Annotated in this window: 12 protein-coding genes; 7 read left to right on the top strand and 5 right to left on the bottom strand. The window is 54.7% G+C overall.

The genetic code is table 11. From position 1 onward, the window contains the following. Nucleotides 1-2: 2 nt before the first annotated feature. The 5 genes from ACPF7Z_RS06370 to ACPF7Z_RS06350 all read right to left on the bottom strand — a co-directional run bounded on the left by ACPF7Z_RS06370 (nt 3) and on the right by ACPF7Z_RS06350 (nt 6,947). Nucleotides 3-1,364 (bottom strand): CBASS cGAMP synthase, encoded by a 1,362-nt coding sequence (locus ACPF7Z_RS06370; protein WP_425192379.1) that lies wholly within the window; start codon nt 1,362-1,364, stop codon nt 3-5. Nucleotides 1,365-1,461: 97 nt separating this feature from the next. After that, on the bottom strand, nt 1,462-1,938 hold the full coding sequence (locus ACPF7Z_RS06365) for a hypothetical protein (RefSeq protein WP_425192378.1): 477 nt from the start codon (nt 1,936-1,938) through the stop codon (nt 1,462-1,464). Nucleotides 1,939-2,093: 155 nt separating this feature from the next. Continuing rightward, the gene (locus tag ACPF7Z_RS06360; protein ID WP_425192377.1) at nt 2,094-3,797 is read right to left on the bottom strand and encodes a LeoA/HP0731 family dynamin-like GTPase; all 1,704 of its coding nucleotides are present in this window, start codon (nt 3,795-3,797) and stop codon (nt 2,094-2,096) included. Then, nucleotides 3,797-6,001, bottom strand: a complete 2,205-nt coding sequence (locus ACPF7Z_RS06355; protein ID WP_425192376.1) for an AAA family ATPase — start codon at nt 5,999-6,001, stop codon at nt 3,797-3,799. The genes ACPF7Z_RS06360 and ACPF7Z_RS06355 overlap by 1 nt, the downstream gene beginning before the upstream one ends. Before the next feature lie 178 nt (nt 6,002-6,179). Next, nucleotides 6,180-6,947, bottom strand: coding sequence for a hypothetical protein (locus ACPF7Z_RS06350; RefSeq protein ID WP_425192375.1), 768 nt, complete (start codon nt 6,945-6,947; stop codon nt 6,180-6,182). 627 nt (nt 6,948-7,574) lie between these two features. Between ACPF7Z_RS06350 and metG the strand changes: the two genes are divergently transcribed. The 7 genes from metG (at nt 7,575) to rsxG (ending at nt 16,385) form a co-directional block, all read left to right on the top strand. Next, a complete protein-coding gene (gene metG / locus ACPF7Z_RS06345; protein WP_425192374.1) occupies nt 7,575-9,617 on the top strand; it encodes a methionine--tRNA ligase in 2,043 nt (680 codons plus the stop codon). Nucleotides 9,618-9,967: 350 nt separating this feature from the next. Continuing rightward, nucleotides 9,968-11,548, top strand: a complete 1,581-nt coding sequence (locus ACPF7Z_RS06340) for a diguanylate cyclase domain-containing protein (protein WP_425192373.1) — start codon at nt 9,968-9,970, stop codon at nt 11,546-11,548. Between the two features lie 127 nt (nt 11,549-11,675). Continuing rightward, nucleotides 11,676-12,257, top strand: a complete 582-nt coding sequence (rsxA, locus tag ACPF7Z_RS06335; protein ID WP_425192372.1) for an electron transport complex subunit RsxA — start codon at nt 11,676-11,678, stop codon at nt 12,255-12,257. Between the two features lie 76 nt (nt 12,258-12,333). After that, nucleotides 12,334-12,897, top strand: a complete 564-nt coding sequence (gene rsxB / locus ACPF7Z_RS06330; RefSeq protein WP_425192485.1) for an electron transport complex subunit RsxB — start codon at nt 12,334-12,336, stop codon at nt 12,895-12,897. Next, complete coding sequence (rsxC, locus tag ACPF7Z_RS06325) at nt 12,890-14,695, top strand: electron transport complex subunit RsxC (protein WP_425192371.1); 1,806 nt, start codon at nt 12,890-12,892, stop codon at nt 14,693-14,695. The genes rsxB and rsxC overlap by 8 nt, the downstream gene beginning before the upstream one ends. After that, entirely contained in the window at nt 14,692-15,762 is a 1,071-nt protein-coding gene (locus ACPF7Z_RS06320) for an RnfABCDGE type electron transport complex subunit D (RefSeq protein ID WP_425192370.1), read from the top strand. The genes rsxC and ACPF7Z_RS06320 overlap by 4 nt, the downstream gene beginning before the upstream one ends. Then, nucleotides 15,759-16,385, top strand: a complete 627-nt coding sequence (rsxG, locus tag ACPF7Z_RS06315; RefSeq protein ID WP_425192369.1) for an electron transport complex subunit RsxG — start codon at nt 15,759-15,761, stop codon at nt 16,383-16,385. Before ACPF7Z_RS06320 ends, rsxG begins: the two co-directional genes overlap by 4 nt. Nucleotides 16,386-16,402 lie beyond the last annotated feature (17 nt).

Raw genomic sequence — 16,402 nt, 5'->3', positions numbered from 1 at the left:
ATTTATCTACCTTTGTAATGCTTTTTCTTCGGTGGGTTTCTCAAAGGACGAGAAAAACCAGTGATGCGAACCTTCACTACCCCCATACCCTTTATGTTGTTATTTTCCAGAACCAGGCATTCCATATAATGTCCACCGCCATAACTACAACCCTCGTATCGCTCGTCGTTAACTGAAAGTACCGAAGTGTGGCCAAGATCATTGATCCTTTTCGCTTCTGCATCTTGATTACGAACAATCCAATGAACCTCGGCGGTTTCGCTATAATCTGACTTGTTGTCAATTGAAAAATAAAGATCTTCATCACGAAAAGCTCTTATCTCATCTGTCACTTTACTAGAAAGTAACTTTCCATTTTTTCCGAGATGACGAACATTAATCTTAGGCGGCACTGTTATTGCGGGAAGATTTGTTTTCTTTGACACTTCGTCGATCCTTTCAGCAAAGGAAGGAAACATGTGCTCAAATGTTGCACCCCACAAAACGTATTGCTGAAGACTATCCTCTGACTTATCGATAAACTCGCAGGAATTCTTTAATGCTATTGCTTTACTTCTAATTTTTTCATAATCATCATCTTTGAATTCAAATAAATCTCCACCGTTACACGGGTTGTCTAAGGTGTCATTTGAGATTATATAACTAGCGATATTTACAGCGGTTTGAATGAAGGCGTCATCGTCATCGTCCGCTTCAACATATTGCTCTGCTACTAATGCGGTAATCGCGATTGAGGGAATTTTAATGCCGTCTTCTTTACCCTTAATTAGCGTCCATGCTTTTAGATACTTAATTATCCTTCTAAGCTGAGCCAAAGATTTCGACGAAAGTCTTGATACTTTTTTATTAAACCAGTCTTGAAGAAATTTGGGATCACTATCAATCCACTCGTCCGAATCGATTGCGAGCTTACATGTATCGGCTTCAGAATCGTAATAGTAAATAGGTATATCAATATGGAAAGAAGAAGGATAAATCAATCGCTCACAGCTCGTTTTACTTTCTCCAACCTTAGCCTCTGGTCTATTCGACACATACCACTCGAGTATATTTCGATTTATCTGTTTTACTTCTGAAGCAGATAACCCTTCATCTTCTGCGTTACATAAAACATATATTCCAACATCAATATCAAATTCATCCCCCTTTTTCATAGGCCTTATAAGCGTATGATTCTTATATGACCCTTGGAGCCAGTGTTTTACTGGAACCACCAGCGATGCGGCAAGTTCTGGCTTAAACAACTCAAGCAGTTTATCTTTCTTCGCTCTAGCGTCTTCTAACTGCTCATGCGTCAACGATATACGTGTAAATAGTGTTTCAGTTTCATTATTGTCAAAAAACAGCCTGGCACTTAAGCCCATAAATTTAACTCCCTATGCTTACATCCACGCGCCGGACAGTTAACGCTCAAAGCAGCTGCGCGGTACGCGTCAGCTGGCTTTGCTTGTTAGCCATTGGTCACCTATACCAATTATAGTTATCTAGCGAAGTGCCCCCGCAGCGCAGGCACGTTGCCTTGTATTCTCCCATCAGGGCTTTGCGAAGAGCCACTTTGCCGGGATATATCTTATTCAATTCTGCCCATCTACCACGGCCACACTTTCCCTTGCAAAGAAGTTGGACAACTTTTGCTCGATCCGCTTTGCTCGCGTAATCTGGGAGCTTTCCAAGATAATCGTTGCTCTTATCTTTAGGTGTGGTAATGAGTTGTGCACTATCGACTTCAGAAAGCCCCCGGCTTTTAGCATGCACTCTACATTCTGGCATTTGTTTGCTCGTAAATTCTTGACAGGCCAGATCTCGGCCAGAGTCTTGCTCTACAACAATTTTTTCAATCCAGTCATCAACAAAACGTCCAGTTATAGGCCCTGCGAGGGAGAATTGCTTCCGGTCTCGATCTTCAATGTAAATAAACCATTCATCACTTTCTGCCATGGGTCACTCCTTTTCAACACTGGTTGGCTAACGCCGTAGTTAGATTTCATCGAACCTCACTATCGATAGCGGCTTTTTCCAGCATCATGGGACCAACATACTCGGAGAACTGCAGAGACCCCTTGACGGATCAGCTTATTACCCAGAGCTTATACTCATCTCATCCGCTTGAAATCTTCCTTTATTGCTTCCGCTTCGGATTTCCATTCATGGAAGAGGTGCTGATTTTCTCGACTTTTATGGAGCATCTGCTCTACCTCCGCGACTTGCTGCCGGAGCTCAATATAGCTCCCAAAGAACATTTCCTTGAACTGATCCGAGTTGATAAGTGTCAGCAGTTCTTCTCGCTGCTTCTCGAAATTGCTCACCATTTTGGCAATAGCGTTCTGGAACTCGGTTTGGCGCTTATGTTCTTCCCAGCTATCCCATAGTTCAAACACCAACCCTACTGCAGCAAGAGCTCCATTCGCCCCTTTGGCAAATTTAGTCGCTCCCCACGGCTTGAACTTAAGATACTTACCAAGATCGACCCCAATGGACTTCGCGACATTCACAACGCCATCCCGGGCGGCCAGGATCGAGTCTTTATTAATGAACTTTCCTTTAAGCAAGTGGTTTACGCCCTGCTTGCCCATCGCCTTGATTGTGGTATTGAAGTGACTGACCTCGTTGTCAAAACCAATCTGCATTTTCTCGACTTCCAGCGTAATTGGCTGCACCTGCCGGCTGAACTCATTCTGTAACCGGGTGGAAATCACAATACCTTCAGAGCCGATTTCCCGTTCAAAGAAATCACCGAAGGTTTCAAGGCTACAACCTTTCGCCTTGAGAATCAGGTCGGAAAAATATTGGGAGACGAACTCCCGGAGCCCTATCCTCGCATCTTCGATATCCCTCTCTGTGGTCGCCAGCTGCAGCTTCAGGTGGTTATTCAGTGCGTCCAGCTTGGTGACTTCCTGTGAGATCTTCTGGTCGTTCTCTATCGCCACCGGCAACTGCTTACTTAGAACATCGCGGATAATACTGGCGCGCATTTCCTCTGCAAGGGCAGCTGCACCACCGTTATTATGAATCTTCTGTGCCGTCTCTGTCTGAAGCTCGGCAATATGCGACAGTTCTTTGAACTCGCCGGGATTCTGAAGCCAGTGATCAACGCCCAGGTCAAACGGATTAGCCGCCACAGCAACTACCGATAGCTCTTTCTCTTCTCCATCGGCAAGCTCTATCGCCGCGCGAAGCCTGCCAACGACATTGTCATATTTAACTTTGAGGTTATCACGGTAGTCATCTTCATCTTCCACATCCGCTACTTCGTCGAAGCGGCTGAGTACGAACACTGTTCTGGGCAGAAGCCCCAGGGTACGGAACAGCCATACCAGGTCGTCCTCGTGGCTCTCCTTGATCGGGTTGGTCGGATTCATGACATACAGAACCAGGTGTGCTTCGCTCACGTATTTCCGGGTTATGTCCTTATACTTTTCGATAGCCTGCTTCTCAGCGTTGTATTTTTCCTTGAAGCCAAACAGGCCTGGGGTATCAATAAGTACAAACTCCTCCCCCACCTCGTAAACCTTCACCTCATTAGAAGATTCACTGTGGCTGATTTTCATGCTGGACTTATCAAGCTGCTCCATCCAGGCGGCGGCAATAGACGTTTTACCCTCTGAAAAACCGCCTATGAGTGCGACCTTGAGCCGTTCTCCGGACACGGACTGTATGGCTGTCTGAAGCTTGGATCGCAACTCCTGATCGATCGGAACTCCGGCCTTTTCACCTTGCGTCAAAAATTTCGAAAGCCTGTTCAGCAGCTCTAGAGATTCGTTCTTCTGGTCTTTGAAGGAATTGAGAGTATCTTTCATTACAGAGCTCCTGTAGCTTCAATCATGCCCGACAATGCCTTGATTTTTGTGTTCGACTTGTTAATCAGGTCTGCGTGTGCCCTCGCCTTGTTCGCTGGTCTGGCAAGTGCCTGCTCAATCTCACTGATCGTTTTTTCCATCTCCGGGAGACCTTGTTCTAGGCTTTCCTGCAGTGATTCCCGTAATTTTTCGGTAATATTTCTGAGGTTTTCATCAGCAGCTTTTCGTTGCTGCGCTTTTTTGTAATTGGAACTCAGAAATCCACGTACGGCCTTATAAGCGCCCACAACAACACTGGCCGCACCCATTAACAGCACGGGCCAGGCTGCCGGGTTCCACCACAGCAGTGCTCCACCAACAATGACTGCCAGCAGGTTCGTCAACCGCAAACCATTGTCGATATCCAGTTTGAGGTCGAAGTCACGATCAATGTCGGCACTGGCAATGGTGGTGTAGATATCTGTCAATTCGCGACTTTTATCCTCGAAACGCTTCACTATATTCTCGGTTTCCTTTTCAAAGCGTTCGATCTCCTTCACCATCGCCTTCTTCAACCTTTCGCTCAGCCGCTGCTGATGGGTTTCAATCAACTGTTCCAACTTCGTTTTAAAGGCGTCATTGCTGATATCGTCGACGATTTCTGAATACACCTCGTTCAGAACATCGCTGCTGAAGCGGGCAATCGAGGTCTCGGCAGATGATTCGAGACGCTTCCTGAATGACGAAAAGCCACTTCTGATTTGCTTCTTCGAACTCTGCTCGCCAAGGCGCAGGTTCGACGCCAACTCTGAAATCCCTTCTCCTACCTGGTCGAGGACGACGGCTGTCTTGTCCAGAGCGTCCTTGACCTTGAAGAGGTTAGCCCGTCGGATTTTTTGCTTACTACCTTCCAGCAGACTGTCCTGTATCTGGCGGATAAATGCCTCTACGCCGGATAATTCGACCAGCTGGTCTGCTGCAAATTCGGATAGAGCTTTCTTGCGGCGCCGCGCGTTCTGTGAGTCGGGCGCAAAATGATCTGTTGCTGCCAGGAAGGCCGGGAGTGCGGTCAACGGACGAACCCCCTGGAAATGCGCCCCGAGCTGTTCCACCATTTTTCCTTCAAGCTCTTGCAAGCTGGCGTATTCATCTTCGGAGATCAGGGGACGATCTTTCAGCGCATACTTGGGGTTGATTACTTTTTTATTGAAAACACACCACACCTCTGTCGAAGCCCCAAGGTGCGTTTTGATTTTTTCCAGGGTCCCTTTCCTCAGTTCCTGGTCACCCGTTTGGGGAGGTGTGGGCTGGTTCGTGACGTAGAACACCGCATGGGCTGCTTGGAGCGCTGTCTCAATCTCCTCCGCGATCAGGCGTTCAGTACCTTCTATTCCCGGTACGTCAAGCAGTGCGAACCCTTGGCCAGCTACGCTGAAGTCGAATCGCTGCGTCCTTCGAGTGAAATCTGAGCGGCCATCTCCTATGATTCCGCCGTCTGCCAGAGCTTCAAGCTCTGGCAGACGTTCCCTGAACTCCTGCAGATTGTTCCTGGCTTCAGCCAGCTGGTTTTCTAGTCCTGTTTTCTGTTCGTTCAGGGCCCACAACCTGCTTTCGCTTTCTGCTTCGATCTTGCGCAACTGTTGTTCTTCACGAGCAAGGGCCAGCTCCTCTTCCATTTTCCTGAACAGGTGCAGAAACTTCTGCCACAAGGACGCCGTCCGTTTTTGCTCCAGTATCAGCTCCCGATATTTGGCAATCTTGTCACTGGACTCTGCGCTCAGCTTCTCATAGTTGGCAGACGCTTCTTCATGTTTATCGCGGAGATCTTCAAGTTCCTGGCCAAGTCGCTCTACCTCATGGTGGAGGCCGTCTAGTCTCTGTATTGTCAGCTTGTATTTGTTCTGGAAATCCCGGAAGGCTTCCTGGTCTTTCAGTTTGCTGTCTTCTCTCAGCAATACCCTCAAAGTCTCTATGATGGTGGATTTGCCAGCACCCGTTTCGCCATAAAACGCGACAGTGAAAGTATCCCACTCGGCATTGGTCTCAAGTACTTCCATTTGATCCTGAAGGTTCGACCGATGCTCCTGGAGCAATGAATGAGCCTCACGCTGAGCGCCGCTCAATTGTTCATCGTATGACTCGGTGGTCAGCTCACCGATAATACCATCCAGTTCAGCGTTAACCCCACGATACAGTTTACTTGGATCATCTATATTCAGTTTCATGTAACCATCTACTATTTTATTGCCTTCCAAAGCACTGCTTTATGGCTAAGATACAGGTCTGAACCGATACTTAGAGGTTTCAACCGAGCCGCGTCGTGAAATCTAACGCCCGGCTCACGCGCCGGTTTGGAGCCGCGAAGCGGCGGAAAATCGGTCGCTGTGCAACCGATTGTTATATTTATTCTTCCAGGCTTGATTTCGAAGAAGTCTCGATAGTTGAATTCATTTCTGAGAGTTCGTTTGCAATTCTTTCCAGCTCGGAATGCGGATAGACTTCTGACTTGGTGAGCGAATCGAAACCACGATCAATAGTTGACAATATTTCTCCGGTACTTTGATTTGACTGTTCCGCTTGAGCCCTCTGGAAGGAGTAGGATTGGTGCCCGCTGTAGATACCCATAGCACCTATCAAGAACGTAATGACAATAGCTGTCCATGTAGCGCGTTGCTGCCTGAGAAAGCGAAGTTCTTCGTCCGAACGAAAGTTGTTTTTCTCTAAATGGCGAAGAGTGGGAGAAGGAACAATTTCTTTGTTCAAATACTGAACAAGAAGCTTTACTAGCATCTCGTCGTTGATGGCCATTGAGAATGAAGGCATATTTACGGCGCCTGCTCCAAACTCAATCACCTGCTGGTGATTCTGGGTCGGCTCGAAGAATGTAGCTAGATCCTGCTTCTCTAAATATTTCAACAGAACCAAATGCAATATGAGGTTTTCAATTATTTTCTGGTGCTCAGATATCGCATATTGAATCTCGGCTTCATTCGGTTCAGGATTCTGGCATTCGAACAACAGCTCAGCAGACATAGCTGTTTTATTCACCTTCACACGAACACCTGGAAGGTTTTTGATACTTTCAAAGATGTTGATCAGGTTTCTGGCGAAGCCATCACCTGTATTAATCTTGCGAATTATCTGCTGTTCTTCTTCCCCGAATACTCGCATCTATAGCCTCATGAAATATAACAGCAATTGGGCAGATCGCTTCGCTATTGCGAAAACCTGACCGCTTTATGATTACGGTTTTCTTCTCCCAAGAACGTCCACCTAAAAATCCATAAAACTACGACTTAGCCGACCACTCTGCTGGCTGCCACGTTCTCATCTGACTGTTGTGATTTACTCACGCAACAACATCTTATAAAAACACATACTCTACAGAAGCCCCATCCATGCCTGGGAAGCACCTTCGGCTACGCGACCAGATCCGTGCCCCCGCCGGCCTCCGCCAAGGGAAATAAACTGAACGGGCAGCCAGCTCATTGAACCACATGTGGATGACTGCTCCGCCCACGCTACCGCCCCAGGGTCACAACGCTTTGCCGCGCCCCTGTCACATTCACCCCTATTATTTTGTCGCACTGTGGCGACAGTTTCTTATAAACCTAGTAATAAGTCATTAGACATTGGCCGTAGTACTCTGAGTTTTTTGAATAAAACTTGATCGAAGACAACTTCGCCGATCGGGTGAGCAGGAACCCCCCACGGATGCACCCAACCGCCAAGCGGGCTACAATCGGCCTTTCGTCCTTGTGACGCTCATTTCTTTCCGATTCAGTCACTAGAGCCATCATGCCGACTACCGCCAACGCCAAGCGCAAGATCCTGGTCACCAGCGCCCTGCCCTACGCCAACGGCTCGATCCACCTGGGCCATCTGCTAGAGTACATCCAGACCGATATCTGGGTGCGCTTTCAGAAAAGCCGTGGCCACGAGTGCTACTACGTCTGTGCCGACGATGCTCACGGCACCGCGATCATGCTGCGTGCCGAGCAGGAGGGGATCACCTCGGAGCAGTTGATCGCGCGGGTCTCCGAGGAGCATCAGGCGGATTTCGCGCGCTTCGGGGTAGCATTCGATAACTATCACTCCACCCATTCCGAAGAGAATCGCCTTCACAGCGAGCGCATCTATACCGCGCTGCGCGATGCCGGGCATATCGCGACTCGCGACATCGAGCAGATGTACGACCCGGTGAAGGGCTTGTTCCTGGCGGATCGTTTCATCAAGGGCACCTGCCCTAAGTGCAGGACGCCGGATCAATACGGCGACAACTGCGAGGCCTGCGGCGGTACCTATACGCCGGCGGAATTGATCGATCCGGTCTCGGCCATCTCCGGCGCCACGCCGGAAGTGCGCAGTTCGACACACTACTTCTTCAAGCTGCCGGATTTCGAGGCGTTCCTGAAACAGTGGATTCAGGGCGGCCATGTGCAGCCGCAGATCGCCAACAAGCTGCAGGAGTGGTTTGAGTCCGGTTTGAACGAGTGGGATATCTCCCGTGATGCGCCGTATTTTGGCTTCGAGATTCCGGATGCGCCGGGTAAGTACTTCTATGTGTGGCTGGATGCGCCGATCGGTTATCTCGCCAGCTTCCAGAACCTGTGCGACCGGGAAGGCATCGACTTCGACAGCTACTGGAAGAAGGACTCGGAGGCCGAGGTCTATCACTTCATCGGCAAGGATATCGTCTACTTCCACGCGCTGTTCTGGCCGGCCATGCTCGAAGGTGCGGGCCTACGCACGCCCACCGGCGTGCATTGCCACGGCTTCGTCACCGTCAACGGCGCGAAGATGTCCAAGTCCCGGGGCACCTTCATCAAGGCCGAGACCTACGCCGAGTATCTGAACCCGGAATACCTGCGCTACTACTTCGCCGCCAAGCTCACCTCCGGGGTCGATGATCTAGACTTGAACCTGGAGGACTTCGCCTACCGGGTGAACTCGGATCTGGTCGGCAAGGTGGTCAACATCGCCAGCCGCTGCGCCGGCTTCGTCAAGAAACTGGGCGACGGCAAGCTCTCTGATCATTGCGCCGAGCCAGCCTTGGTGCAGCGCTTTATCGACGCCGGCGAGGCCATCGCCGAGGATTACGATAGCCGGGAGTTCGGGCGCGGCATGCGCCGGATCATGGAGCTGGCAGACGAAGCGAATACTTACATCGCCGAGAAGGAACCCTGGGTGCTGGCCAAGCAGGAAGGCCGCGAGCAGGAGGTGCTGGATATCTGCTCCGTGGGTATCAACCTGTTCCGCCAGCTGATGGTCTATCTTGCCCCGGTGGTACCCAAGATGGCCGAGGAGGCGCGCGCGTTTCTCAATCTAGAATCCCTCGATTGGCATAGCCGCGAAGCCGTGCTGGAAGACCACACCATCAACAAGTTCAAGCCGCTGATGACCCGCATCGAGCGCGACAGGATCGATGCCATGATCGAGACTTCCAAGGAAGACCTGGCGGAGGAGAAGAAATTGAAAGAGACACCCAAAGGGCCACTGACGGACGACCCCATCGCCGAAGAGATAAATTTCGATGATTTTGCCAAGGTCGACCTGCGCATCGTGCGCATCGCCAAGGCGGAATATGTCGAAGGCGCCGACAAGCTGCTCAAGCTGACCCTGGATCTGGGCGGCGAGACGCGCACGGTGTTTTCCGGCATCCGTTCGGCCTATGCTCCGGAAGCGCTGGAAGGCATGCTGACGGTGATGGTTGCCAACCTGGCGCCGCGCAAGATGCGCTTTGGTGTGTCGGAAGGCATGGTGTTGGCCGCGGGTAATGACGAGGGCATCTACCTGCTGGAGCCGCATAGCGGCGCGGAGCCGGGTCAGCGGGTGACCTGAGGCTTGCACCGATACGTTTACGGAATTGCCGAACGAATCGTCGAGTTTGCACAGGCATTATTGATGCGGTAATTCATGGATCGACAACAGTGTGTAGAACGCTGCTCGCTGTTGTCGTCTAGTCCTATATTCGTAAGCAACTCCTTCTTCCTTCCCTCTCTTTCTTCTCTTACCTCTGCTATTTTCGAATTAGATTCTTTGTCATTTGCCCAAACCGATAGACGTAGCAACTACTGCAAGAAGACATTCACGTCTGGTCGACTGCATACCATGAGGAGTCTGGATTCATCTGTTTTTTTCATATGAGGAAAATACGCAGCGAGATCACACGATATGACGGTCACCTGATCATGACACCTGTTTTCGATTCCCTGCGCTACCGCTTCTTTTTCGTCATGGGGATCGTCCTCTTGGTAGCGCTGATCCTACTGGCGCTCATCGCCCGACAGCTGGTGATCCCGGCCCTGCTTGTCGAGGAGGAAAAGTACGCCACAGCGGAGCTCGACCGGGCAATGCGAGCAATCAACGGTGAATTGAACCACTTGAGTCTGCTCAACAAGGATTGGGCGGTCTGGGATGATAGCTACGAGTTCCTACAAGGCGACACGGGAGATTATCTAAAATCCAATATCGCAGACGGTCTGGTCTTCGAAGATGCCAATCTGAATCTCATAATCTTTCTCAAGGCCGATGCCACACCGTATTGGATCGCCGGTATCCATCCTCAAAGTAAGCATTACACCTCCTGCGCCGGGCTCACGACTGACTGTGCCTGGGCCAGACCGGTCCTGGAGTCACTTCAACAACGCATCGCGGCCGGTCTGGATGACAAGACGCGCACCTGGCTTCAGGCCCAACCACAACAGGCGATGGCCAGTGCCTGGCCGATCGTCAAAAGTAATGGCGATGGCCCAATCGCAGGCTGGCTGTTGATGATGCGCCCCATGGACAATGACTGGTTCGCGGAACTCAAGGATAGGGCCGGTCTGGCGCTTTCTGTCGAAACCATCGACAGCAGCGCAGCCGCACAGCCCCGACAATGGATCGAGCGCAAGGACCCACAAAGCATGACGGCCATCCGCCGGCTGGCCGCCGAGCCGGAGGGAACACTCTTAGCGCTTCATGCCGAACTGCCGCGTCACAGCTACAGAACGGGTATCGATGACTTTCGCCTGGTACTCTACTGGATCGTGGGGGTGCTGGTCGTCGTTGTGGTGCTACTGCTGTTGGAGCGAATGATCCTGTCGCCCTTGCGTCAGCTCGCGGCGTTCACGCAACGGGTTCAGCAAAAGGATGATATCGACCCACCCCGACCCTTGCTCCAGCGACGCGACGAGATCGGCATATTGGCGCGCAAGTTCCAGCAGCTTCTCGAGCACCAGCGCTGTCAGACCTCCTCCTTGATCGAGCTTTCTCAACGCGATCCACTGACCGGCCTTGCCAATCGGCGCTTGTTCGACGAGCGGCTGACGAAAGCCCTTGAGGCCGCGAACCTTGCTCACCAGCCGATGACGCTACTCATGATCGATGTCGACAACTTCAAGGCCTACAACGACCACTACGGTCACCCAGCCGGTGACGGATGTTTGAAAATTATCGCCGACACCATGAGCCGGCTTTTCAATCGGCCCCCGCAACTGGCCGCCCGCACCGGCGGCGAGGAATTCATGGTCATTCTTCCCGATACCACCCTCGAAGAGGGTATCCGACAGGCGGAGATCCTGCGCCAGACCATCGAAGCCTTTGCCCTGCCCCACGCGGCATCGTCGGTCGACACGGTGGTCACGATCAGTATCGGCATCGCATCCTGTACTCGCGAGCGATCGCAAAGTATGGAAGCGCTGATCGAGGCCGCCGATGAGGCGCTGTATGCCGCCAAGCAGTCGGGGCGCAACCGTATCCGTGTGGCAGGCGTTCATGCACTGAGCTAAGCCAGGGCAAAACCGGCTAATGGTATGCCGTCCGTAGCCAGGGGAGTATAATACCGGTCACTTTTTCCCGCTTGCGTCTCGATCACGAGAGAGGCATCAGGCGCCATTTGGCTTCGATTGACTGGCAATGACCGAATACTTCCTGATCCTGGTGAGCACCGTTCTGGTCAACAACTTCGTGCTGGTGCAGTTTTTGGGGCTGTGCCCGTTCATGGGCGTGTCCAACAAGCTGGAATCCGCCATGGGCATGGCGATGGCCACCACCTTCGTGCTGACCCTGTCGTCGATCGTGAGCTACCTGACGTTTCACTATCTGCTGGTGCCCCTGGGTCTTGAATACCTGCGCATCATCGCCTTCATCATGGTCATCGCCGCGGTGGTGCAGTTCACCGAGATGATGGTCAGAAAGACCAGCCCGCTGTTGTATCAGGTGCTGGGCATCTTCCTGCCGCTGATCACCACCAATTGCGCAGTATTGGGGGTGGCGTTGCTGTCGCTCAATCGCCAGTCGAGCTTCATGGAGGCCACCCTCTATGGCTTCGGGGCGGCGGTGGGGTTTTCCCTGGTGCTGATACTGTTCGCGGCGATGCGGGAGCGCCTGGCGGTGGCGGATGTGCCGCGCCCCTTTCGTGGCGCGGCGATCGCCATGATCACGGCGAGTCTCATGTCGCTGGCCTTTATGGGGTTCAGCGGACTCGTACAAGTTTGAAAGCAATAGGGTTATAAACGTGCTCGAACTGCTCACCGACAACGACATCCTGCTCGCCATCGTCGCCCTGCTGGGCATGGCGGCGGTGTTCGGTGCGCTGCTCGGTTTTGCCGGTCAGTACTTCAAGGTCGAGGGCGATCCGGTGGTCGAACGCATCGATGCCCTGCTGCCTCAGACCCAATGCGGTCAGTGTGGCTACCCGGGCTGCAAGCCCTACGCCGAGGCGATCAGCCAGGGCGACGAGATCAACAAGTGCCCACCCGGCGGCGAGGCGACCATCGCCGCCTTGGCGGATCTGCTGGGCCGAGAGGCCAAGCCGCTGGATGGCGAGGCTCAGGATGTGCCCAAGGCGGCCTACATCCGCGAGGCCGAGTGCATCGGCTGCACCAAATGCATCCAGGCCTGCCCGGTGGATGCCATTCTCGGCGCCGCCAAGCACATGCACACCGTCATCATCGATGAATGCACCGGCTGCGATCTGTGCGTCGAGCCCTGCCCCGTGGATTGCATCGACATGCTGCCGCGTCCACAAGGGTTTGGGCATCGCCCGGGCTATCAGGCAAATCAAATAAGCGCAGCCCTGATTGCCAACGACCGTACACCGGCCCGGGAGATGAACGAGGGGAGTCTGCATGGCTGACTTCGACTTTCCCGGCGGCATCCATCCACCCGAGCGCAAGACGCTTTCCAATCGTGTGCCACTCGTTCAAGCGCCGCTACCCAAGCGGGTGATCTTGCCTTTGACCCAGCACCTCGGCATGCCGGCGGAACCAGTCGTCACCGTTGGACAGCGCGTTCGCACCGGCGAAGTGATCGCCCGTGCCCAGGGCATGATCTCGGCAAACCTGCACGCCAGCATCACCGGCACCGTCAGCGCCATCGAGGAACGCCCGGTGCCGACCCCTTCCGCGGCACTGGGTGAAGTTCGCGCGCTCTGTATCGTCATCGATGCCGATCCCGATGGTCAGAACGATTGGCTGCGGTTGCCGCCCCTCGACTGGCGCGCCAGCGACGACGAAACGCTGATCGAGCGCCTGCGCGAATCCGGCATCGTCGGCCTGGGCGGCGCCGGCTTCCCCACCGCGGTAAAGGCGCAAGTGCGCCAGCGGCATGCGATCGATACGCTGATCGTGAACGCCGCCGAGTGCGAACCCTATATCACCGCCGATGATCTGACCCTGCGCAGCTACACGGCGGACATTCTCGAGGGGGCGCTATTGTTTGCCCGGCTTTGCGGTGCCGAATGCGTGCTGATCGGCATCGAGGACAATAAACCCGAGGCGATTGACGCGCTAAATGAAGCGCTAAGTCAGGCGCTGCGTGAACCTATCGCTGCTGACATAGCTGTTGAGCTCAAGGTCGTGCCGACTCGCTATCCCAGCGGGGGCGAGAAACAGCTCGTGCAATTGCTCACCGGCCGCGAGGTGCCATCGCGGGGGCTGCCGGCGGATGTCGGGGTGCTCTGCCACAACCCTGGCACCCTGCTGGCGGCGCTGCGGGCGGTGCGTGACGGCGAGCCACTGATCTCGCGCATCGTCACCCTGACCGGCGAGGCGCTGGATAGGCCCGGCAACGTCGAGGCGCGAATCGGCACACCCCTGCAGGAACTGCTGGCCTTTGCCGGCCTGCAACCGGAGCGCCTGTCGCGGCTGGTCATGGGAGGCCCGATGATGGGGCTTACCCTGGAAAGCGATGCCCTGCCACTGATCAAGACGAGTAATTGCCTGATCGCCGCCACCGCTGAGGAACTACCGCCGGCCCCGCCGGAACAGCCCTGCATTCGCTGCGGCGCCTGCGAAACCGCCTGCCCCGCTTCGCTGTTGCCGCAGCAACTATATTGGTTTGCCAAGGGACGCGAGCACGACAAGGCGGAGCTTTTTAATCTGTTCGATTGCATCGAATGCGGCGCCTGCGCCTACGTCTGCCCCAGCCATATTCCGCTGGTGCAGTACTATCGCGCCAGCAAGAGCGAGATTCGCGCTCGTGAGCAGGAGACACGCAAGGCCGAACATGCCCGGCACCGCTTCGAGTTTCGTCAGGCCCGAATGGCCCGGGAAGAGGCCGAGAAACAGGCCAGGCGCGAGGCGCGCATGAAGCGCACGCCAGCACCACCCACGCAAACGACACGCAACGACACGACGACAGCTCGCCCCGAATCCGCATCGCCGGCCGCCGACCATACGGCCCAGCTCAGAAAACTGAAGATCGCCCAGGCCGCCGCCAAGGCTGCGGTGAAAAAGGCCGAGAAGAACCTGGCCCGCACCAGCGAAGCCCGCCAGTCCGATAAAACAGAGCTAGAGGATATGGAAACCCAACTGGCCACCGCCCGGGAAAACCTGCAGGCCACCGAGGCGCGCCTGACGATGCTGCAGGCTCAGAGCCAGAAGCAGGATCAGAAGCAGGGCCAGAGCCAGGATCAGGAAACGAACCCCTCATGAGCCTGATGCATACCAGCCCACCGCACACCCGCGCCGCGACCTCCACCGGCAGCGTCATGGCCTGGGTGCTGCTCGCCACCCTGCCGGGCATCGCGACCCTGACCTGGTTCTTCGGCTGGGGCGTGCTGTTCAATGTACTCTTCGCCGCCGGGCTGGGAATAGGTTTAGAGGCCTTGATCTTGCGCCTGCGCGCCCGCCCGCTGGGCGTGACGCTGCGGGACAACAGCGCCTTGGTGAGCGGCGTGCTACTGGGCGCGTCACTGCCGCCTTTCGCCCCCTGGTGGCTGATGTTAGTCGGCATGGTCGCCGCCATGGTGGTCGCCAAACAGCTTTTCGGCGGCCTGGGTCAGAATCCTTTCAACCCGGCCATGGTCGGCTATGCCCTGCTGCTGATTTCCTTTCCCATCGAGATGACCCAGTGGGCCGCGCCGCAAGGATTATTCGGCGCTAATGCCATCGGGCTAGGCGATGCGCTAGGGCACTTTCTGGGAATAGTGGAACCAACGGATGCCATGACCGGGGCCACGCCGCTGGATGCCTTCAAGCACAAGGGCGAAACCGTGCTCGCCAGCGAGTTCTGGACGACGGATCCCCTGCCAACGGGCACCCTGAACGCCTGGCATGCCACCGCTCTGGCCTGGCTGGCCGGTGGCGCATTATTATTATTCAAGCGCATCATCAGCTGGCACATCCCGGTCAGCCTGCTGGGCGCCGTGCTGGTGCTTGCCACCCTCATGTATGCCGGCGACCCGAGCCATCACGGCACGCCGCTGTTTCATCTGCTGGGAGGTGCGGCAATCTTTGGCGCCTTCTTTATCGCCACCGATCCGGTCAGTGCCGCCACCAGTCGTAAGGGCAAGCTCTACTACGGCGCCGGCATCGGGGTGCTGGTCATGCTGATTCGTCAATGGGGCGCCTACCCGGATGCGATCGCCTTCGCCGTGCTGTTGATGAACTTCGCCGTGCCCTTCATCGACTACTACACCCAGCCGCGCACCTACGGCCACGCCCACCCCAATCGCGGCATCAAGGTGCATCAAATCGATGACGACGAGAGTGCGTCATGAGCCCGCTGGTACACAGCATCGTTCGCGGCGTGGTGGGGCTTGGCCTGTTCGCCATCGTCACCGCCGGGGTGGTGGGCTTGACCCATTCAGTTACCCTTGAGCGTATCGCGGACAATCGTCTGGCCAGCCAGTATCAGGCGCTGGAAGAGGTGGTGCCCGCCAGCTTGCACGACAATGATCTGGTGGACGATACCGTCACCTTGTCCGCCGCTGAAGAACTCGGCCAAGAGGACGCCTTCAGCGTCTGGCAAGCGCGACAAGACGGCAACACTACTGCCGTTATCCTGCCGGTGATCACTCACCAAGGGTACAGCGGCGATATCGCGCTGCTGGTGGGTATCAAAGCCAACGGCGAACTGACCGGAGTACGGGTGCTGTCGCATCAGGAAACCCCGGGGCTGGGGGACAGGATCGAAGCCCGCAAGAGCGACTGGATCAAGCAGTTCGAAGGGCTCTCCCTGGGTAATCCGCCCGCGGATCAGTGGACGGTGAAAAAGAATGGCGGTAGCTTCGACGCCTTCACCGGCGCCACGATAACCCCCCGGGCCGTGGTCAATGCGGTGCAGGATAGCCTGGAATACTTCGCTACCCATCGCCAACGGCTGCTGGAAGCGCCCGACTGAAGTTACTCAAAGAGATC

It is taken from the genome of Halomonas sp. GXIMD04776 (genome assembly GCF_049808615.1).
GTDB lineage: Bacteria > Pseudomonadota > Gammaproteobacteria > Pseudomonadales > Halomonadaceae > Modicisalibacter.
Note: the sequence above shows the minus strand (reverse complement) of the source record. Positions and strands in the feature narration are given on the sequence as shown.